17 protein-coding genes are annotated in these 20,804 nt (G+C 43.7%); 10 read left to right on the top strand and 7 right to left on the bottom strand.

The window, feature by feature from the left end; translation table 11 throughout:
* Window positions 1–20: 20 nt before the first annotated feature.
* Both ACT3QQ_RS03325 and ACT3QQ_RS03330 read left to right on the top strand, forming a co-directional pair.
* Window positions 21–1,106, top strand: coding sequence for an iron chelate uptake ABC transporter family permease subunit (locus ACT3QQ_RS03325; RefSeq protein WP_444526903.1), 1,086 nt, complete (start codon window positions 21–23; stop codon window positions 1,104–1,106).
* Window positions 1,107–1,182: 76 nt separating this feature from the next.
* On the top strand, window positions 1,183–1,941 hold the full coding sequence (locus ACT3QQ_RS03330) for an iron ABC transporter ATP-binding protein (RefSeq protein WP_444526904.1): 759 nt from the start codon (window positions 1,183–1,185) through the stop codon (window positions 1,939–1,941).
* 119 nt (window positions 1,942–2,060) lie between these two features.
* On the opposite strand, the gene ACT3QQ_RS03335 is transcribed toward ACT3QQ_RS03330, so the two are convergent.
* The 3 genes from ACT3QQ_RS03335 to ACT3QQ_RS03345 all read right to left on the bottom strand — a co-directional run bounded on the left by ACT3QQ_RS03335 (window position 2,061) and on the right by ACT3QQ_RS03345 (window position 8,644).
* Window positions 2,061–3,383, bottom strand: coding sequence for a PepSY-associated TM helix domain-containing protein (locus tag ACT3QQ_RS03335; RefSeq protein WP_444526905.1), 1,323 nt, complete (start codon window positions 3,381–3,383; stop codon window positions 2,061–2,063).
* Window positions 3,384–3,520: 137 nt separating this feature from the next.
* Window positions 3,521–5,842 carry a FepA family TonB-dependent siderophore receptor gene (locus tag ACT3QQ_RS03340; RefSeq protein ID WP_444526906.1) on the bottom strand — a complete coding sequence of 774 codons (2,322 nt, stop codon included), beginning with the start codon at window positions 5,840–5,842 and terminating at the stop codon, window positions 3,521–3,523.
* A 711-nt stretch (window positions 5,843–6,553) separates the two neighbouring features.
* Window positions 6,554–8,644, bottom strand: a complete 2,091-nt coding sequence (locus tag ACT3QQ_RS03345; protein WP_444526907.1) for a TonB-dependent receptor domain-containing protein — start codon at window positions 8,642–8,644, stop codon at window positions 6,554–6,556.
* Between the two features lie 479 nt (window positions 8,645–9,123).
* Between ACT3QQ_RS03345 and ACT3QQ_RS03350 the strand changes: the two genes are divergently transcribed.
* The 5 genes from ACT3QQ_RS03350 (at window position 9,124) to ACT3QQ_RS03370 (ending at window position 13,628) form a co-directional block, all read left to right on the top strand.
* Window positions 9,124–9,399, top strand: coding sequence for a Trp family transcriptional regulator (locus ACT3QQ_RS03350; protein WP_444521466.1), 276 nt, complete (start codon window positions 9,124–9,126; stop codon window positions 9,397–9,399).
* Window positions 9,400–9,477: 78 nt separating this feature from the next.
* Window positions 9,478–10,896 (top strand): anthranilate synthase component I family protein, encoded by a 1,419-nt coding sequence (locus ACT3QQ_RS03355; RefSeq protein WP_444526908.1) that lies wholly within the window; start codon window positions 9,478–9,480, stop codon window positions 10,894–10,896.
* 72 nt (window positions 10,897–10,968) lie between these two features.
* Window positions 10,969–11,616 carry an anthranilate synthase component II gene (locus ACT3QQ_RS03360; RefSeq protein ID WP_444526909.1) on the top strand — a complete coding sequence of 216 codons (648 nt, stop codon included), beginning with the start codon at window positions 10,969–10,971 and terminating at the stop codon, window positions 11,614–11,616.
* Window positions 11,617–11,634: 18 nt separating this feature from the next.
* A complete protein-coding gene (locus tag ACT3QQ_RS03365; protein WP_444526910.1) occupies window positions 11,635–12,369 on the top strand; it encodes a lysozyme inhibitor LprI family protein in 735 nt (244 codons plus the stop codon).
* A gap of 308 nt (window positions 12,370–12,677) precedes the next feature.
* The gene (locus ACT3QQ_RS03370) at window positions 12,678–13,628 is read left to right on the top strand and encodes a DMT family transporter (protein ID WP_444526911.1); all 951 of its coding nucleotides are present in this window, start codon (window positions 12,678–12,680) and stop codon (window positions 13,626–13,628) included.
* Between the two features lie 114 nt (window positions 13,629–13,742).
* Here ACT3QQ_RS03370 and ACT3QQ_RS03375 read toward each other — a convergent pair whose 3' ends face one another.
* From ACT3QQ_RS03375 to ACT3QQ_RS03390, 4 genes are all read right to left on the bottom strand, one after another.
* On the bottom strand, window positions 13,743–14,486 hold the full coding sequence (locus ACT3QQ_RS03375) for an amino acid ABC transporter ATP-binding protein (RefSeq protein WP_444521461.1): 744 nt from the start codon (window positions 14,484–14,486) through the stop codon (window positions 13,743–13,745).
* 111 nt (window positions 14,487–14,597) lie between these two features.
* Window positions 14,598–15,341: an amino acid ABC transporter permease gene (locus ACT3QQ_RS03380; protein ID WP_444526912.1), complete on the bottom strand. Its 744-nt coding sequence runs from the start codon at window positions 15,339–15,341 to the stop codon at window positions 14,598–14,600.
* A gap of 14 nt (window positions 15,342–15,355) precedes the next feature.
* Complete coding sequence (locus ACT3QQ_RS03385; protein ID WP_444526913.1) at window positions 15,356–16,192, bottom strand: amino acid ABC transporter substrate-binding protein; 837 nt, start codon at window positions 16,190–16,192, stop codon at window positions 15,356–15,358.
* Window positions 16,193–16,557: 365 nt separating this feature from the next.
* On the bottom strand, window positions 16,558–17,313 hold the full coding sequence (locus ACT3QQ_RS03390; RefSeq protein ID WP_444526914.1) for a UTRA domain-containing protein: 756 nt from the start codon (window positions 17,311–17,313) through the stop codon (window positions 16,558–16,560).
* A gap of 314 nt (window positions 17,314–17,627) precedes the next feature.
* Between ACT3QQ_RS03390 and hutU the strand changes: the two genes are divergently transcribed.
* From hutU to ACT3QQ_RS03405, 3 genes are all read left to right on the top strand, one after another.
* A complete protein-coding gene (gene hutU / locus ACT3QQ_RS03395) occupies window positions 17,628–19,346 on the top strand; it encodes a urocanate hydratase (RefSeq protein WP_444526915.1) in 1,719 nt (572 codons plus the stop codon).
* 70 nt (window positions 19,347–19,416) lie between these two features.
* Window positions 19,417–20,667, top strand: coding sequence for a YjiH family protein (locus ACT3QQ_RS03400; protein WP_444526916.1), 1,251 nt, complete (start codon window positions 19,417–19,419; stop codon window positions 20,665–20,667).
* Complete coding sequence (locus ACT3QQ_RS03405; RefSeq protein WP_444526917.1) at window positions 20,654–20,782, top strand: hypothetical protein; 129 nt, start codon at window positions 20,654–20,656, stop codon at window positions 20,780–20,782. Before ACT3QQ_RS03400 ends, ACT3QQ_RS03405 begins: the two co-directional genes overlap by 14 nt.
* Window positions 20,783–20,804: the final 22 nt, after the last annotated feature.

A 20,804-nucleotide genomic window follows, 5' to 3' on the forward strand; every position in this document is an offset into this window, starting at 1 on the left:
TGGCACCATAGGGGTTTTATATGTTCTCATCAACTAAGCTTACTTCTACAAAGATTGGTGCTACCAAAACCAGCACAGCGATAGACAACTCATCTTCGACAGACGGTCAGTATTCAGCCGCTGCCCAAAATCAGTTAGCAAAATTTTGGGCATTTATAGCTGCACATCCAAAATCTATAGCGGCTATCATTCTACTCATATCGATGACTTTATTTCTGACCCTCAATGTCAACGGCTACTGGGATTTTGCGCTGCCACTACGCGGCAAAAAACTACTGGCATTAATGGTGGTTGGCTATGCGATTGGCGTATCGACGTTACTGTTCCAGACATTGACCCATAACCCCATTCTAACGCCTTCCCTACTTGGATTTGATTCGCTCTATGTTCTGTTGCAAAGCTTGCTGGTTTTCTTTTTAGGTGCGATTAGCTTTACCAGTCTCGATCCTATTGCCAAATTCACACTAGAGATTGTCCTAATGTTTGGGGCATCTTTATTATTGTTTAAGCTACTATTTTCTAAGAGTAGTCAGGATTTAACGCGCTTGATATTGGTGGGTGTGATCTTTGGCGTGTTGTTTCGCAGTTTATCAGCACTCATTGCACGGCTGATTAATCCTGACGATTTTGTGGTCGTGCAGTCTGCCAGTTATGCTCAGTTCAATACGGTCAACCCTCAGTTACTGGGTATCAGTCTATTTATCTGTACTATTACGGCGATATTCGTATGGCGCTGGCGTTACCAGTGCGATGTATTGATGCTTGGTAAATCCCAAGCCGTAAACCTCGGTATCAACTATCAACGCCTAGCATTTGGTTTGTTAACTGTCATTGCTGTACTGGTTGCCACAGCCACGGCATTAGTTGGCCCTGTGACGTTCTTTGGTCTATTGGTATGTGCATTGACCAATCGTATTGCTCGTCACATGTACCACAGTGAGCGGCTGATATTGGTCAGTTTGGTCGCTATGATTTGCTTGGTGCTGGGTCAGACTATCTTTGAGCAAGTGCTAGACATGGCAGGCGTACTATCCGTAGTGATAGAGCTAGCGGGCGGATTGATGTTTTTGGCATTGATATTTATGTCTCAACGTCGTTCTTTATGACTATTTAGCTGACACTATTCATTTAGCCAATACGGTTCATCAAGAAAACCCTAAGATTTTTTAAAATAAGACGATTATGATTAAACTGAATAATATCTCTCACCATATCGGTAAACAACAGATCTTGCATGACATTACATTGTCCCTACCAACAGCACAGGTGATTGCTCTGATTGGCCCTAATGGCGCTGGAAAGTCTACGTTGTTTTCTGTCATGGCCCGCTTGCAGCCGCTACAATCTGGTCAAGTGAGCTTCGGTGAACATGATATTGTCAGCTGTCAGGCACGGACACTTGCCAAAACTGTCGCTATGCTCGGACAAGACAACCATGTACAAGGACGCCTGCGTGTACATGAGCTGCTGATGTTTGGGCGTTACCCTTATCATCAAGGACAACCCACCGCAGATGATCAGCAAAAAGTGCAAGAAATCCTTGAGCGCTTTGAGCTTGAGCCACTTGCCGAGCGCTTCTTGTCGACGCTGTCAGGTGGACAACGTCAGCGCGTGCTTATTGCCATGATTGTCTGTCAAGATACGCCCTATCTATTACTCGATGAGCCATTAAATAACTTGGATATGTATCATTCGGGACGCCTCATGCGTGAGCTACGTGAGCTTAGCCACAGTCAGCAAAAGACCGTGGTAATAGTCCTACATGATATCAATCAAGCCACACAATTCGCTGACACCGTAGTCACCATGAAAGAAGGCCAAGTGATGGCGGTTGGTCAGCCTGTCGATGTCATCACGCAAGAAACGATGAAAGAGTTGTACAACGTCGATGTGACTGTGCTAAATCATCAAGGCCGTCCAGTGATTGTTGATACGGTTTAGTGTCTTGTATTATACGTAATAAAAAACTCAATATATTGCCAGTACGAATGCCATTGCCTTCGTACCAGCACTATATTAAGCGTATTGATTTTATGTCTTAATATCTTATGTCTTAATACCTATCTGAGCTTTTGCGACGCTTTCAGTCGTTGTTGTCGACCTTTCCACCAGAGATAAACGCCCGTAATGGACAACACTGTCACAGCCAAACCTACCACTGCTAAAAATATTTGATACAGCAAATGACCGATACCATGGCTAATGTGCCCCATGTGTAAGGTCAATAACCAATGATTAGTTTTACCACCAAATGATGAGTTTTGATAACCAAAGTTCATGCGCTCAACGCTACCTGTCTTTGCACTGACCGTGATAGATGATGCACCGCCTTTTTTGCCAATATCTTTATTCGTCTTAAAGCGTAGTTGCCATTGACTGTCATCCGCAATCCAACGTATACCCAATAACTGCTGTACGCTCATGCCCTGACGTTGAGCAGCGATGTCTGCCTGCTCGCTTAAATAAGCAATGCTGTTGGTTTTATTGACCACATCAACAGTATCCAGAGCACTAATATCAGTGGCTTCAGTGCCAGCTTCGACACTAGGTGCCTTTCTCATTTTTTCAGGTAGTTTTTTTGACCTCTCTTGTCTTTCGCCTCGTCCTTCTAGCCCAACGACTGCCTGCATCACGGGTCGATAGACTTGCTGTAAATTAAAACCGACACTCGACCAAGCGATGACAAATAAAATACCCCAAAGCCATAATCCAAAGGCATGATGCAAATCATAATTGAGTTTAAACAGGTTACTCTTGGTACGAATTTTCCATGCTGGCAACCAACGCTTTAGAAATGACGCACGTTTTTTAGCGGATTGTTTTTTCTGCGTCTTTTTCTTTTTAGCAGCTCTAGGAAAGGTCAAATAAAAGCCAATAAAGCAATTAATCGTCCAAACGAGCGAGACAATACCCAATATCAACTTGCCAATATCATCAAGCAACAAGTCACGATGTAGCCAAAACACTTTCCACATAGTATTGCGCCATGCCCACTCATCCCTATCACGAGTACCGATGATATCGCCTGTATAGGGGTGAACATAAACTTCTTGAAACAGTGCTTTTGGTTGGTTTTGGGTAGCCTTACCTCGGACTCTGTCTACCGAAAACACCGCAGCCCGATCAGCTTCTATTGAGGTTGGCATACTAGAAAAAGTATGCTGAGGATATGCACTGATGACCCTATCATGAAGCGTGGCAATAGGCAGTTGCGGTGTTTCTTGGACATCAACTTGAGCCAGCTTATGATTGAAGACATCATCCAATTCCTCATGAAATGCCAATAGCGTGCCAGTAATACCAGCGATAATTAAAAAAGCGGCCATGGCAAGACCAGTATAACGATGAATCCAAAGGCAGCTATAGCGAATATTAAATGACATAAATGAATCTGCTGTTATATTATGATAGTTATTGATTAAATGACTAGAAATACTTGTTAAAAGAAATTACTGACAGCACAAAAGGTCTGAACTGACAGTTCAGACCTTTTTAATTAAACAGACCTTGTGCCTACCGATTAGAAGTCAACGCTAACGTCGAACACATAAGTACGTCCTGGCTCATTAAACGTACGTGCACCAGCATTCGTAGCAGTACCTTCACGATAAACACCCGTATCAAACAAGTTTTTGACACCAGCCCCAACGGTTATACTCTCATTCAAATCATAACGAGTACCAATATTAGCAATGGCATACGGCTCGCGGTCAAGCGCCAAAGTATTTAGCTCATCATCTGTGGTCACTGAACGCTTAGGAGCCTCAATCGCGCCATAGTAGCTCACATCAAAGTCAGCATTCCAACGCGGCGTAATATCCCAATCGACACCCGTGTTCACAGTGAACTTAGGAATAAGCGATAATGGCTCGCCATTGTCTTTTCGCTCTGAACGGATGTTGCCAGTGATATTAGAAGACCATGAAACATTGTCAGTGACTGGTACTTGTACAAAACCTTCTAAACCTTCGACAATTGCCTCGCCTTGATTGTCCCATTGAAAGATAGAACGGTTCGTCGCTGTATCTACCGCCACACGATCCGTACCAGCACCAATGCGGTTATCATAGGCATTGTGATAATAAGTCAAGCCAGCATTCAGCCCAGTACCATCGTCATAAGTAAATGTCAGCTCTTTATTCCAAGAGGTTTCATTTTCTAGGTCAGGGTTACCTAAAACCTGACAACCTCTTTCATCACGAGGTACCCAAGATGGGCAACCACCACCACGAGTGTAGTAAATATAGTTTGGGTCAAGCTGGTACAGCGATGGCGCTTTAAATGCACGACTGACACCTGCCTTCACGGACCAGTCAGGGCTAAAGTGCCATGTGGTATTGATACTAGGCGACCAGTTACTACCAGCTTCGCTATGATAATCAAAGCGTAAGCCTGGCGTGACATACCAATCAGGCGTGATCTCATAGTTATCTTCTAAATAAGCACCGACGAGATAGGCATCTGAGGTTGGATCGCGCTTGTCAGGGTCGGTCTCTACATCACCAAACTCAAAACCATCATCAAATGTCATATCAGATACCACAGGGTTATCCAGCTTTTCACCGCGGAACTCACCACCAGCAGTCAAGGTATGACGGTCAAAATAGATATCCCACTCTGACTTAGCATTTAGCGTGTCGTAGGTTGCCTCTACCCATTCAAAATCCTCTCCGTCTTCAGGTAGCTGAATTTGTCCTTCACCACCGCCCGCACTACCTTCACCCAAGCGCTCATTAATGGTTCGAGTGTACTCAATGAAACTGTTACTACTAGCATCATCATACTCACCGCGATGCGTGATCGCCGCGCCATAACGCTGCATCTTATTGGTTGTTTCGCCTTCTAACTCATCTAACAAACCTTCGTTCACGGTTTGGAACAATGAGTCACCTACCCAGCGATTCTCTTGGCGGCTATAATTGACCTCAACACCGACCGTATTCATCGCATCCATTGCGTACTCGAACAATTGACGCGCGTCGATATTTTCAACACCTTCAGTACCCGCTGCTAGCGAGGCGGCCGGACCACTGCGCCCATCAACAATCTGTGCGTCTGACGCATTGATATAAGGATCGTCCCCTTCACTATCGTGGTAACCAAGGGTGGTACGTGAGGACAGCTTATCAGTCAACGGACCAGACATATTGACGTTAGTACGCCAGCTGCTGCCTTCTAGATCGCTCTCTGGTGCCTCATAGTGACCAGTCACAGAAAACTCTGACTCAGTCGGGCGCTTAGTGATGATGTTTACTACGCCGCCCATACTTCCAGAGCCATAGCGAGCGGCTGCTGGACCACGCAATACTTCAATGCTCTCGATGGCGCTTGGCGGTACCCACTGCGAGTCACCACGCGTGTCTTGCTCATTACCACGACTAGGTCGTGAGGAATTGCGAGAAGTGACAGGACGACCATCGATCAAGATAAGCGTGTTGTTTGGTCCCATACCACGCAAGTCGATTTGACGCTGGTTACCACGTTGACCTGATGTTGATGATCCTGACAGATTCACACCTGGCATCTTACGTACAATTTCTGAAATATCATTAGATACTGATGCTTTTTCGATGGCTTCTTCACTAATGACAGACAGCCCTGCTGCCTGCTCTAACTCCTCTCTTGCCGCTCGTACCACAATAGTATCTAGTGTCGTCGTAGGCATCGCTTCTTGCTCGGTCGCTCCTTGAACTGATACCTCGTCACTCTCCGCAGCAACAGCCGTGCTACTGAGAATGGATACCACAGCGATACTTAGCAAAAGCTTACCCGTCACGACGCGTTGAAGGTTTTTTGGAGAAGTGATGACTGAAGAATCAGAGCAACCTGATTGGTTTGACATAAATAATATTCCTTGAAGCGCTCAGTTTCCTTAATACCTATTTGTCTCACCGTCAGTGAACGGTTTTAGCCACTTTCTATGCAATGCTATTGATACATTCTCGGTGCAAGCACACACAAGTAGACGTATTCGCAAATACGTATGCTACTAAAAAATAGCTAAATATCGCCAAGAGGCTCAAATATGAATATAGGGCAAATGAATGAAGGCATGTACTGAGTAGGGTTAAAAGTTTGATGAAGCTATAACTGGCATTGGCCAACGAATTAAATATTTATCGCAATAAAGTCTCTATAAACAGAATAGAGTGAAGAGCTATTAACTGTTCTGTAATGAACGAAACACACTTTAGCAAGATAAATATAAGAATGCAAACATTAATGATAATTATTATCATTAATGTTTGCATTCTTATATTTGGAGTTTATTAGCGGTGTAATTAATGCTCAATATATCTATAGAAATGTCTAATAACTTGAGACATATAAATGAGTTTCGATGATATCTCGCCGTTGTTTAAAGTATTGGCGTCACGCTCACATACGATTTAACTTATATACTATCTATACGGTACTGATCTTCTAGCAAGCGAGCGACTTAACATCTACTCTTATATAAACCGCACTCTCAAAAATCTCGTAAAAAAAGCCAGCTACCATGTAAGACAGCTGGCTTTATAAGTACGATTAGACTTAATTTAGATAAGCTACATTAGAATTGATACGTTAAAGACGTTTTGATATTGCGCCCCATGTCGAAATCAGTAGAAGCATCATTGGTCGCATTTAAACGAGATGAGTGATTAGCATATGTTTCATCAAAGATGTTGTACACGCCTAGTGTCGCTTTGATACCTTCGATCTGAGTTGGTGTATAAGTCATAAAAATATCGTGGACATCGTAGCTCGGCTTAGTATCTTGATTATTATCTGTAATCGATGACACATAAGTACTGCGCCAACCTAGATCAACGATATCAGTTGGTGCATAATTTAAGTTGACCATGTAGCGATCACCCGAGTCCGCACTACCGCCGCTCACTGATGGGATACTATCGCCTGTCTTATCACCTTCACTACGGGCACGCGAATAGCTTAGTCCCATACCAAAGTTACGAGTCGTATAATTAGCTGCTAGCTCAACTCCTTTGATTTCATAGTCTTCATCGCTGTTGATTGTACCTTGGCAATCTTGCAAATTACCCGATGAACCGCGCACACCAGTCTCACAGTTCAGACCATATCGACCCGCGCGATCACCTGTTCTGATAAATTGCTGATAGTTTTCAATATCAGTGATGAAGTATTTACCACTCAGTTGTAGAGCATCATCAGCAATCGTTAAATCGCGCAATGTCGTTGCAATACCAACCTCAGCATTAGAGCCTTCTTCTGCTTTTAGATCGTTATTGGTATAAGTTCCTGCTCCGTCATCATTAAAAACAGTTTGGCTTAAGTCTGGACCATTAAATAGCTGCGTATAGCTAGCAAATACTTGGGTGCGTGGGGCAATCTCATAACTAGCAGCCAATGCACCAATAACGTTGTCATATGTTTTGCCACCAGAGACAAACTCTGGAGATTCATAACGGTCATAGCGCACACCTGGCGTCAAAGACAGTTTACCCATTTGCCATTGGTCTTCTAAATATATAGAGGTATTGGTTGCTTCATCACCACCTCTTCTTTCAAAGTCTCTGGATAAATCAGACTCTTTTTTGTAGTGTTCAACACCCGTGATGAGTTTATGAGTGCCTTTAATACCTTCAATAACGCCACTGTCAATCAAGCTAGTATTCTGAATTTTACCGCCTGTCGTTTTTACCGTTGCATCAAACTCATAACGCCCTACATTATCAGAATCACGCAATATTTGCGTCTCTGTGTGGTAGATATTGGTATCAACATCTATCAACTGGTTTGCAGGATTATAAGTATGATCGAGCGTATAGGTATCTCGGCTTATCTTCTGCGGTATTGGTTCATCAGACAGGCTAGGGAAATCTGGGCGAAATGGAAAGATACCATCTTTTTCAGTACGGCTAAAACTGGCACCAACGTGGTGAGCATCCGTGATATGAGCACCCGCTTTCAATAAGATATTTTCGCTTTCACTATCCTCAAAAAGCTCACGACCGCTGCCATCTTCACCAGAGCTAGTATCGCGCTTACCATAGTAAGCAAGTAGGTCCACATTTTCTGTTGGCGCGCCATACACGGTAGCTGAAGTTAATAGTTCATCATTATTGCTACCATAACCCACATTGACTTTAGCACCGATTTTTTGATTAGGTTTGAGCAAATCTGCCGCATCAACGGTTTCGAACGCAACCGCACCACCAAGAGCATCATTACCTAGTGTTACCGAGTTATTACCAACAGCGACTTCTGCTTGTTTTAGCAAGTCAGGATCGATAGTGATATCACCCATATGATAGAACAACGCACCTTCTTGGCGGGCGCCATCAATCGTTACTTTTAGATTGGTATCATCAAGACCACGTACACGAATACGTTGGTTGACCGATGATGTACCACCTACGCTTACTCCTGGTATCACATCCAAAAAGTCGTTTAAATGGCTGGCTTGTGCAGCTGGAGTGTAGTCATCTATGTAGACAGAGTCTTCTTGTACAGCGTCACGTACTGAGCTATTTGCTGTTACAGTGATAGTCTGTAACGTTGTATTTGGCACGTCTGATGCCGTTGCGGCACTAGCAGCCTGTGTCCACAATACAGCGGCAACACCTATAGACAATACTGTCAATTGACTAGATAGCTTTGACAACTTCACTTCGCGCATAACAAACTCACTTTATTTACTATAAGAAATTAGAATTATTTTTAAAAGTTACTGTCAAACAACTTTTTAAATAGTGCCTATCGAAATACTCGGAACCTCAAAAACACTTATATACGAATAACATTATAAATATTAATGATAATGATTAGCATTTAAATAATGAAAAGCATAATAACTAAGTATTAACAATTTGGCAATAAATAATATTAGAAATTTCTATCGTGAATATTCTTTATAGGTAAAATGCACAAAACGATACTAGAGCACTGGTGCATACCACCTTTGATACTCTGCTAGTTACCGCTATAGACTATAAACGTGTCAAGTCAGCCTTTATTTTTCGAGTAAATTACCAACGATTTTGCCTATCACTTGTTTTTATTGTACTACTGTACTAGAATACTGAAACAAGATAGTCCTTTGGAGGACATTCGCTCAGTAAGCGATCTATCTACTTTCTTTGGCTAAGACTACTTATTATGACTACCGATCCTTATCAGAGCTTAGTAAAACATTTGACAAACTGTACTGATAGCACAGATATCGAAGCATTACTCAGTGCACTACTGACTGATAAAGAACAGCACGATATCGCCAATCGTATACGTATTTTTGACTTGCTGGATCGCGGTATCACCCAACGTGATATCTCCGAGCAATTAGGAGTTGGTATCGCCACTGTGTCTCGCGGTGCTAAGGCCAAACAGAGCCACGATGTCAGCGCATTACTGACGACTCATAGAGACTGCTCTTAAGCACTCTGACGATACCATTTAGTTTTTTACTCTCACATTTATCAATCGACACATATTTGAATCTTTTCGGACTTTGTTATGACCTCTATTACACGCATACAGACTAAACCTGCACCTATCGATATCCCGAGCAAGCCTCAGCGTATCAAGCTGACGCAAGATATCGATTTCTTTGCACTATTCAAGCGTATCGAAAGTGCTTTTGATACCTGCTATTTGCTCGAATCGTTAGGCGAAGACAGCCATATCTCGCGCCATCACGCGATTGGTTTTGACCCTGTCACCACCATAGCAGCATTAGATCGCAACACACTTGCGATTACCGATAACCAAACTGCTGAGACAAGTTACTATCAAACCGATAACCCTTATCAACTGCTGCGCGATATAACGCCGCAACATGTCATCGCTCGTGATCAAAGTGGTGGTCTGGTCGGTTATTTAGGTTATGACTGTGTAAACTTTTTTGAACCAAGCCTTAATGCAAAGGCCAGCGAAGACTTTGAACCATTCAAGTTTGGCGTCTATCTAGATGGATTGACGCTAGATAAAATGACTGGAGAAATCTTCTATTTTTATTACCCGACCGATCAACAAGAAAACCGCATCGAGCAAATCAAAGCCCTACTCGATGAACCAACGCCTAGCTATGATGCACCCAAAATTGAGTTCTTAGGTGATGGTATGAGCCAAGAGGAGCATGCCAATGTGGTCATGCAAGTCAAAGAAGACATCATCTCTGGTCGTATCTTTCAGTGCGAAGTCGGCTTCAAATCTAAGTATCGTATCGTTGGTGACAAAATGCCGATTTACGAAAAACTGCGTGCCGTCAATCCATCGCCGCACATGTATTTTATGAAATTTGCTCAGCAGTGCATCATTGGTGCTTCTCCTGAACTGCTGTTCCGCTTGCGTCAGGGTGAAATGGAAACCTATCCGCTCGCAGGAACTGCCAAGCGCGGCGCTGATGTGATCGAAGATCGTAAGCTTGCTCGTGCCTTGCTCAACGATGATAAAGAGATTGCTGAGCACAATATGTTGGTCGATTTACATCGTAACGATATTGGCCGTGTGGCACGATTTGGGACGGTAAAAGTACGTAGTTTGATGGATATCAAACGCTTTTCTCACGTGCAGCATATATCGTCTGAAATCGTTGGTATTTTGCACCCGAACGAAGATATGTTCAGTGCCCTTGCCAGCAACTTCCCTGCTGGTACCTTATCAGGCGCACCTAAAGTAGAAGCTATCAAAGTAATTAACGAGCTAGAGCCAGATGGTCGCGGTGCTTACGGCGGTGCATTAGGATCGTTTAATTTCAACGGTGACTGTATCTTCGCCATTCCTATTCGTAGTCTCTTCATTAGTGGCGAGTCTGCCTATGCACAAACTTGCGGTGGCAACGTTTATGACTCAAATCCAGCCGATGAGTACCTAGAGATTCAGCGCAAACTGTCTGCAATGAAAGTCGTATTAGACAGCTTTATGCAGCCATAACTGGTATCAACTGTAATTAGTCTCTTGACTATATCTTACCTAGCTATATTTTTACAAAAGAGTTTATGACCCATGAATGTTTTAATTATCGATAACTACGACTCGTTTACCTTTAACCTCTACCAATACGTGGGCGAGATTTTACAGACTTTAGGCAGTGATGAAGAAGCCAGCGTCATCGTTAAACGCAATAACGAAATCACCTTAGCAGATGTACAAGCGATGAATCTCGATAGAATCATTATCTCACCTGGCCCTGGCTCCCCGGATGATCCAGCGTATTTCGGTATTTGTAGCGAGGTCATTGAGACACTAGGTAAGACTGTACCATTACTAGGTGTCTGCTTGGGTATGCAAGGCATCGCTCACGTATTCGGTGGTGACGTCATACGTGCCAGTGTACCGATGCATGGCAAGGTTTCATCGATTCGCCATGATGGTGCTGGTATATATCAAGGCTTACCACAAGAGCTTGAGATTATGCGCTATCACTCACTAGTGGTCAAAGCCGACACGATTCCAAGTTGCCTGACGATCACTTCAGTGGTCGCCAATGACAGCCGTGCTGAATTAAGCTTTGCCGAATCAGCATTGACTGGTGATGAAGTTATGGGACTGGCTCACAAGGACTATCCGATACAGGGTGTACAGTTTCACCCTGAATCATTTGCCACTGAAGGCGCTAAGCGATTACTAAGTAACTTCTTGCTACAGGTATAGATCTGTATGACTCCTCCTATGTCTGTTTCAAGCCTGAATAAGTCCAACTTACTCGGACGTACTACGTTACTCTTGAGTGTAATATTGGCTACTTCTGTCAGCTCAGCGGTAGAACCTGTACAGGCAAACTTTATACTAGGAATGGACATCCAAGGTCAACGTCTCAACCTCTATGAGAGCTGTGCAGAAGGGAGCGTGACTTGCAACAATATGCTGCTAGTCACTCCCGATTTAGGACGGCTGTTGCAGACAACACAAGAACCTAGCAAATCACCCTATGCTGTTAAGTACTACTCTGCGCAAACCAAACATAGCTTATGTAAAGATGGTGTGACCCCTTGTCGGTTTCAGGGTTATACCTTTGAGGGCGAAAATTTTGATGGGTTTATAGATACATCGAACCATAAAATATCTATAAGAAGTAAATGGACAGTCGATACTTATAGTGCCACCTACAAAGAAAATGCGACTTATTTGCCATTAGCCTCACAAGCTGCTCTGATTGATCAGATGTATAATACGTCTGATAAAGCATTGAATAAAAGTTACAGAGTAACGCGAGATGAAGTCAGACGCTTATACGGTGGAGATATGACGACTAATCTTAAAAAAGAACAGACTCAGTGGGTAAAACAGCGATCAAAAAACTGTGGGGCTGATACGGATCACTTACCAAGAACCCAAGTGGAAAAAGTGTGCTTTATTCAGCGAAATGCTCTCCGAGAGCAAACATTCTTTTCATGGATTGATTAACAGAGACTATAGAAATAAAAAATGATACGAACAGGAATGGAATATTCGTCAGTGATTCGGCATTTTTTAGATGGTCTAAGCATTGTTTAGCGAATGCTAGCTACTTTTACTTCTTTTAGATGACTATTGATTGAATTTAAGACACGCCCTAGTAGCTACTTATTCTCTTTTAGTGATAAACTGAAACAACAAACAAAAGACAGCCTTTAATCAGGTTGTCTTTTCTTATTTCAGTGTTGCTTGGAGAGATTGTATCAATAGCAATCTTACAAAACCTTATGTCACTTAGCTCCTAAGAAGAAAATAGTATGGCAAACATCGATAGCGGAACGACCCATTCGCATCAATCATGGCTAGGCACCATTCAAATCATCACGGCTGCTATTTGCTGGGGCACATTAGGTATATTCTCAACTTACCTAAACCAAATTGGATTTAGCGGTTGGCAAGTAACGATATTACGTATCGTCACGGCGGCCTTTATCGTTTTAGCCATGCTACCAAAACTGTGGCCGCATCTCATCAAATTAAAGCCAAAACAGTGGCTTGGTTTGGCGATGCAGTCTTTGATAGGCGTACTTGGTATGTCTGTCTGCTATTTTTTTGCGGTCAGTTACGTTGGTGCTGGCCCTGCCGTTGCCTTGCTCTATACCGCGCCTGTGTTTAGTTTATTGTTTTCGAAATTCTTACTGAGCGAGTCCATCACTCGTAAATCAGTGTTGCTAGCACTCATGGCAGTGTTCGGTGTGGGCTTAACGATGTTAGGCGAGCAAGCAAAAGTTAACTGGGGTATTCTACTCGGCCTGTCAGCAGGAATGTGTTATTCGCTATATGGCGTATTAGGCAAGCGCGCGATGCATTACGCTCACCCCGCTCCCTTGGTATTTTTCACCTCTATTATCATTAGTGCTGGCGTATTACTATTCTTACCTGAGACTTACAACACTTATGATCAGCTAGTAAGCCTTCCCTTAATGACTTGGGGTTACGTGTTGGGATTGTCATTGTTAGGAACGGTTGTGCCATTTGGTCTATATATGAAAGCATTGGAAAAACTGCCTGCCACTCGTGCATCGGTGTTTACGATTTTTGAGCCATTGACTGCGATTGCACTTGCTATGCTGTTACTGCATCAATCTTTGTCTTGGATTCAGTATCTAGGCGTGGCGCTTATTTTGCTAGCAGCTTTACTGAATGCTGTGTTAAATGGTACCGCTCCTCGCGTCCCTCGTTGGTTAAAACAACGACAAAAGATATAGTGTTACTGGCTGCTTATACAAAATATATTGGACTTACTTTGACAAAAAAAAGCCCCAACCATGGCATCATGATTGGGGCTTCTTGTTTTATTACTTACGCAAAAACAAACGTTTTTACTGCTCAATACGTTGCAAAAATGCCTGTGTACGAGGGTGCGTTGAGTCTTCAAACAGCTGCTTAGCACTGCCTTCTTCGACCACATGGCCGTCCTCAATCAGTACCACATGATCGGCCACATCGCGGGCAAAGTTGATTTCGTGCGTCACCACGACCATCGTCCAACCTTCAGACGCTAACTGTTTCATGGTCTCAAGCACATCTTGTACCAATTCTGGATCAAGCGCAGAGGTTGGCTCATCAAACAGTAGTAAGGACGGCTCAATAGCAAGCGCACGAGCAATACCAATACGCTGCTGCTGACCACCAGATAACTGGAATGGATAAAGATCCGCCTTGTCTGACAGCCCAACTTTCTCTAATAGTACGAGAGCCTGCTCACGGGCTTGTGCTTTAGTTTGTCCTTGTACCACTGTCGGCCCAAGCATTAGGTTTTCAACCGCTGTCTTATGTGGGAACAAGTTATAAGACTGAAATACCATACCTGACTTGCGCTGTAGGGCTAGTAGTGATTTTTTGCTTGGCTTAGTCGCAAAGTCGACGCTCAAACTATCGTCATCAAAAGCAATCACACCTTGATCAGGAATCTCTAGCGCATTTAAACAACGCAAAAAGGTGGTTTTACCCGATCCTGAAGGCCCTAATATTACGACTACCTTGCCTTTGTTTATGGTCAAGTCGATGCCTTTTAGCACCTGATTGCCACCGAAGGCTTTATGAATATTAGTGACTTTGATCATAAAAATTCCTGTTGTACTGGTCTCTATTTGTGACTTGTTTATTCGTGAGCACTTGTATAACTAATAATTCTGCAGCTAATGAAATATGGCTAATAACTATTCAACCATCAATTATTTTGCCACATAACGATCTAGCCTAGTTTCAAGCTTGCCTTGGATAAAGGTCAAGAATAGACAGATACCCCAGTAGATAATCGCCGCTTCTGTATAGACCAACATAAACTCATAGTTACGAGCCGTGATAATCTGCGCTTGTTTGAATAGCTCAGTGACCAATACCAGTGACGCCAGTGAGGTATCTTTTACCAAACTGATAAAGGTATTAGACAACGGCGGCACCGATACTCTAAGTGCCTGCGGTAAAATCACGTGACGAAAAGTCTGTAGATATGTCAAGCCAACCGTCGAGCCAGCTTCCCACTGCCCTTTTGGTATCGATAAAATCGAAGCACGCACTGTCTCCGATGCATACGCACCGATGTTCAAAGAGAACGCAATAATTGCAGAGGGAAAAGGATCAAGTTTTACCCCGACACTTGGCAGACCATAGAAAATAATAAACAGCTGAACCAGCATCGGTGTACCGCGAATTGCGGACACATAGATACGGGCAAGCCGATAAATGACTTCATGGAACCAACTTGCGCGCGGAACGATACGAATCAATGCTACTGTCAGTGCAATGGCTATACCAATCGTAAACGATATCAATGCCAGCGGTATCGAATAATAAATACCGCCTTTGAGCATCGGCCAAAACGACGAGATGACAATCTGCGCTCGATCAGGACTCATAAATGGCAATACTGCCAATAAGTCCGCGAACCATGATGTAGACATTACAGAAGCTGACATGATAGAAACTGACATTATTTTTGTTGACTTATATCAGCACCAAAGAACTCTTCACTAAGCTTAGTGAGTGTGCCTTCATCAGCCAATTCAGCCATTGCTCCATTCAGTTTTTCTACGACTTCATCGTCCCCTTTAATAAGCACTAGGCCTGAGCCACGTAACTCACTAGCAGGTGCCGTCAGTTTGATCTCAAGATTTGCATCTGGGAATTTTTTGAGATAATCCAATACTGCTAGATTGTCGTTCATCGTAAAGTCAGCACGATCTTGCTTCACTAATTGAATCGCTTGCGCCATACCATCAACAGGAACAATCTCTGTGCCATAACGTTCTGCAAGCTCACCATAGTTACTGCTAAGTGATTGCGCAGTACTTAGACCTTTTAGACCTTCCCACGAGCTATAACGATCGTCATCGGTAGGTGCCAAGACTACCGCACCTGACCAGCTATAAGCCGTTGCTTTGTCATACTTTGCTTTACGCTCAGGCGTGGTCAAACTAACTTGGTTAGCCACCATATCGAAACGTCCTGAATCCAAACCTGCCAACATCGCATCCCATTGGGTTTCTTTGAACTCAACGTCGACGCCTAGTTTATCAGCGACTGCACGCGTGACTTCAACATCATAACCTGTTAGTTCGCCACTCTCATCATGGTACGTGAATGGAGGGTAAGTACCCTCTGTACCGACGTTGATAGTGCCGCCATTATTAATACGTTGTAGCAAATCAGAACCGCCTGTAGCAGTGCTGTCAGTCGCACTGGTATCGGCTTCATTGGTAGTAGATTGACCACAAGCAGCAAGGAACATGGTGCTAGCAGCAAGGGCTAAGAGAGTACGACGTTTCATAAGACGTCCTTATAAAGAGTGAATGAATAAAGTAAAAATGCACAGTGCTAATGAAAAGCAGATGATTAATAAAATACATAATGCTAATAAATAAGGCAAACCGGCACGAGAGAACAGTGCAAACCGTCCTACGTTATTCGGCGTTGGTTGCCCGATTTGAGGCTATTTAGGCTATTTTTCAACACCTTTTCTATATTATATTTTAATTTGTAACGATTGTTCAAATATTATAGCAGCTATTGAGTAAGTCGGTTCTAAAGTAGGCTAATGGCAACGGCGATTCAACTAAATAGCCGCTTACGGATATAGTAAATTACATTGAACGTAACAACGTACAAAACCAGTGAGCATATACAAGGTCTGTGCTACAACTCACCCGAGAATTGATAACGATCACCAGCATGCCACATTTTTACAAAGGTAACGACCTGACCTGCTGAGTAAGTTTGCCGACGCAACACAAGCGTTGGTGACTGCGGCGCAATTTGCAAAAATTCAGCAATATCGTCAGGAGCTGCTAATGCTCGAATAGTGTAGCTACCGATCTCTAGAGGGCTTTTGGCAATTAAGTAATCACTGGTATTGACCACACTAAAATCTTGATCGATAAACTCTGGTACTTTTTTGGCATCGACCCAGCGTTCCTCAAACTGTATGGGCTGACCATCAGCAAAGTGAATGATCTTTACTTCATATAGTACAGGTGTATCGCTAGCGTTCGTATGAGCACTTGTATTAAAAGGCGCGGTTATTTCATCTATGCCAAACTTACGACGCAACTCATTATCAAGCATATCAGCGGTAATCGCACGCTTACTCACGACCTTTGCCTCATAGTCGCGATTGGCAGATTTTAAGTCTTCAGCAATATTGCGCACTTCTACAAAGGTATGATTAAACTGCTGCTGCGCGACAAACGTTCCCGATCCCTGCCGGCGCTCTAGCACCCTCTCCTCGCTCAACTCTTTTAACGCGCGATTGACCGTCATTCGAGACACACCAAACTCTTCAGCCAGTGCCATCTCTGTCGAAATCGCGTTCCCTGCTTGCCACTTACCAGAATGAATGTTGTCTAGTATGGCATCTTTGATGCGTTGATACGCTGGAATCGTCTTTGTCATATCCGCCTTTAACTGTAAGTTGTACTAATCACAATGGCCACATGATATCACGAGACTAGAGTACAAGCCTTAGTCAAAATGTCTAAGCGTTTAGTCTTAACCGAGTTAATCACAAAAATAATGTGGCTATCCATAAAAAAACCTTGCATGAAAAAAGCATCTTTGATAATTTGTATATACAACTTTACAGCAGTACTAGAAAATCTGTTCTATTAATTCGATATTTATATGAATTCACGTAGAAAACTAGCCTGACTGTAAAACACATACTCTGATTACTTTATCGCCCTACTTGCTATCACAAGGATATGATCATGACTACTGAACATGGAACCAACACAGAAACTAAGCTGACTCGCCGTGATGAGAGCCGCGAAATCGCCGCGCCCACTGGCAGTACCCTACATTGCAAAAGCTGGCTGACCGAAGCGCCGTATCGCATGCTACAAAACAACTTGCATCCTGACGTGGCCGAAAACCCAAAAAGCCTAGTCGTCTATGGTGGTATCGGACGCGCAGCCCGTAACTGGGAAAGCTATGACCAAATCTTAGAATCACTAAAAAAATTAGAAGAGGATGAAACGCTGCTAGTGCAATCTGGTAAACCTGTCGGCGTATTTCAAACACATGAGAATGCACCGCGTGTCTTAATTGCCAACTCCAACCTTGTACCGCGCTGGGCGACATGGGAGCACTTTAACGAGCTGGATCGTAAAGATCTATTTATGTACGGTCAGATGACTGCGGGTAGTTGGATTTATATTGGTACGCAAGGCATCGTCCAAGGTACATATGAGACCTTTGTGGAAGCTGGTCGTCAACATTATGACGGTAGCTGGGCGGGTCGTTGGATTTTGACTGCGGGTCTTGGTGGCATGGGCGGCGCGCAGCCACTAGCCGCGACTTTTGCTGGCGCAACCTCGTTAAATATCGAGTGCCAACAGTCTAGTATCGACTTCCGCTTGCGTACTGGTTATGTCGACAAGCAAGCCGATGACCTTGACCACGCTTATGAGTTAATCAAGCAACATACCGATGCGGGTGAAGCCGTCTCTATCGCCCTACTTGGTAATGCTGCAGATATCTTGCCCGAAATGGTCAAGCGCGCTAATGCTGGTGGCATGAAGCCTGACTTGGTCACCGATCAGACCTCAGCACATGACTTAATTAATGGTTACTTGCCAGCTGGCTGGACAGTAGAAGAATGGAAAACTGCCCAAGAAGATCCGACGCAGCATGCAACATTGACTAAAGCCGCTGCCCAGTCTTGTGCCGCACATGTACAGGCAATTTTGGACTTGCAAGCGATGGATATTCCAGCAACCGATTACGGTAATAATATCCGTCAGGTTGCGTACGATGAAGGGGTCAAAGATGCCTTTAACTTCCCAGGCTTTGTTCCTGCTTATATTCGTCCACTATTCTGCCAAGGTAAAGGCCCATTCCGCTGGGTAGCGCTATCAGGCGATCCAGAAGATATCTACAAAACCGATCAAAAAATCAAAGAGCTATTCCCTGAAAACAAACACGTCCATCGCTGGTTAGATATGGCAAAAGAGCGCATTCAGTTCCAAGGCTTGCCTGCTCGTATCTGCTGGTTAGGGCTTGGTGAACGTGATAAAGCAGGTTTGGCATTCAATGAAATGGTCAAAAATGGTGAGTTAAAAGGCCCGATTGTCATTGGTCGTGACCATTTAGACACAGGCTCTGTTGCCAGTCCAAACCGCGAGACAGAGAGCATGAAAGATGGCTCAGATGCGGTATCTGACTGGGCACTATTGAACGGCATGCTGAACGTGGCAGGCGGCGCAACTTGGGTATCACTACATCATGGTGGCGGCGTTGGCATGGGTTACTCGCAGCACTCGGGTATGGTCATCGTTGCAGATGGTACGGACGCTGCAGCCAAACGCTTGTCACGTGTATTAGTTAATGACTGCGGCTCAGGCGTCATGCGTCATGCTGATGCAGGTTATGAATTAGCGATTAAAACAGCGAAAGACTATGGTTTGAATCTGCCAATGGTTAAATAGTTTGTCTCTTGTCCTTATACGCTGTAACTAGGTATAAGGGCATTATCGGCGTTTTATCAAGGAGGATAATATGATTGAGCAAAATACAGCATCTGATCTACACGATGAAAATGCAATGCCATCGTCAAAAAAACTGCTATCACCTACTATTGCTCTCATACGGCTAATCGTATTCAGTGCCATCGGTTTGGTGATGTTTTTTGTACCATTTACCATTGGTGAAAAAAGCACGATTTTGTTCGATCATGGCGCAACCTATCTGGTTACGCAGCAGCACACCCTATCTGTGACATTATTATTTTTACTCATGCTCTATGGCGTGAGTAAGCCATTTATCGATGGCTCATGGCGTAAAAACATCACTTACATGATTATGACTGCCTTCAAAGCCATTGGTCTGATATTGGCAGTGATGTATGTGGCTGACATAGCACCTGCCTTTATGATGGAAAAGGACATGCTGCCATTTTTATTTGAAAAATTGGCTCTACCAGTCGGTATGATTGTACCGCTTGGGGCATTGATATTGGCATTCTTGGTTGGTTTTGGCTTATTAGAAATGGTTGGTGTGCTCATGCAGCCAATCATGAAACCTATTTGGAAAACCCCAGGTTCATCAGCGATTGATGCCGTAGCCTCCTTTGTTGGTAGCTACTCTATTGGATTGCTCATTACCAATCGTGTGTACTTGCAAAAGCAATATTCAGCGCGTGAAGCCATTATCATTGCGACTGGGTTTTCAACTGTATCAGCGGCGTTTATGGTGATTGTTGCCAAAACGCTTGGCCTGATGGAGTTCTGGAACGTGTTCTTTTGGTCTACGCTAGTGATCACTTTTGTTGTTACTGCAATTACTGCTCGTATTCCGCCTATCAGTCTCTTTGATGATAATGTCGAACGCCCCGCTTTCAACCATAAACGTGGTACACGATTGGCTGCAGCGTTTGATTTGGGTTTATCCACTTCCCGCCGTGCAACCGACCTCAAACAAATATTATGGTCTAACTTCCGCGACGGTCTAACGATGGCAGCTGCGATTGTGCCCTCCATCATTGCTGTTGGCTTGACAGGCTTACTATTAGCGAAATATACACCTGTCTTTGACGCATTAGGCTTGCTTCTTTATCCATTCACATCGCTTGGCGGCTTACCAGAACCGCTAGTTGCAGCTAAAGGGATGTCAGCAGGATTGGCTGAAATGTTCCTGCCAGCATTATTACTGAGCAATGCTGACATATTGACGCGTTATGTGGCAGGGGTAATCTCCATCAGCAGTGTACTGTTTTTTTTCTGCCATGATTCCATGCGTGCTTGCTACTGAAATCCCTATCTCTGTTGGCAAAATGGTCATCATTTGGTTTGAGCGCGTGGTACTCAGTATTTTGTTGGCTGCGGCTTTTGGTCATTTAGCAATATACTTCAGTTGGATTGGCTAAAAAATTCAAACCTGACAATCCC

Origin of the sequence: Psychrobacter sp. AOP7-A1-24 (genome assembly GCF_052376235.1) — a bacterium.
GTDB lineage: Bacteria > Pseudomonadota > Gammaproteobacteria > Pseudomonadales > Moraxellaceae > Psychrobacter.

Bases quoted from the DNA above. Each gene is read 5' to 3' on its own strand.
- ACT3QQ_RS03370 (WP_444526911.1), top strand. From the start codon at position 12,678: ATGGCAAACATCGATAGCGGAACGACCCATTCGCATCAATCATGGCTA.
- ACT3QQ_RS03385 (WP_444526913.1), bottom strand. From the start codon at position 16,192: ATGAAACGTCGTACTCTCTTAGCCCTTGCTGCTAGCACCATGTTCCTT.
- ACT3QQ_RS03350 (WP_444521466.1), top strand. From the start codon at position 9,124: ATGACTACCGATCCTTATCAGAGCTTAGTAAAACATTTGACAAACTGT.
- ACT3QQ_RS03375 (WP_444521461.1), bottom strand. From the start codon at position 14,486: ATGATCAAAGTCACTAATATTCATAAAGCCTTCGGTGGCAATCAGGTG.
- ACT3QQ_RS03330 (WP_444526904.1), top strand. From the start codon at position 1,183: ATGATTAAACTGAATAATATCTCTCACCATATCGGTAAACAACAGATC.
- ACT3QQ_RS03325 (WP_444526903.1), top strand. From the start codon at position 21: ATGTTCTCATCAACTAAGCTTACTTCTACAAAGATTGGTGCTACCAAA.
- ACT3QQ_RS03335 (WP_444526905.1), bottom strand. From the start codon at position 3,383: ATGTCATTTAATATTCGCTATAGCTGCCTTTGGATTCATCGTTATACT.
- ACT3QQ_RS03365 (WP_444526910.1), top strand. From the start codon at position 11,635: ATGTCTGTTTCAAGCCTGAATAAGTCCAACTTACTCGGACGTACTACG.
- ACT3QQ_RS03355 (WP_444526908.1), top strand. From the start codon at position 9,478: ATGACCTCTATTACACGCATACAGACTAAACCTGCACCTATCGATATC.
- ACT3QQ_RS03360 (WP_444526909.1), top strand. From the start codon at position 10,969: ATGAATGTTTTAATTATCGATAACTACGACTCGTTTACCTTTAACCTC.
- ACT3QQ_RS03380 (WP_444526912.1), bottom strand. From the start codon at position 15,341: ATGTCAGCTTCTGTAATGTCTACATCATGGTTCGCGGACTTATTGGCA.
- ACT3QQ_RS03345 (WP_444526907.1), bottom strand. From the start codon at position 8,644: ATGCGCGAAGTGAAGTTGTCAAAGCTATCTAGTCAATTGACAGTATTG.
- ACT3QQ_RS03340 (WP_444526906.1), bottom strand. From the start codon at position 5,842: ATGTCAAACCAATCAGGTTGCTCTGATTCTTCAGTCATCACTTCTCCA.
- ACT3QQ_RS03400 (WP_444526916.1), top strand. From the start codon at position 19,417: ATGATTGAGCAAAATACAGCATCTGATCTACACGATGAAAATGCAATG.
- ACT3QQ_RS03390 (WP_444526914.1), bottom strand. From the start codon at position 17,313: ATGACAAAGACGATTCCAGCGTATCAACGCATCAAAGATGCCATACTA.
- hutU (WP_444526915.1), top strand. From the start codon at position 17,628: ATGACTACTGAACATGGAACCAACACAGAAACTAAGCTGACTCGCCGT.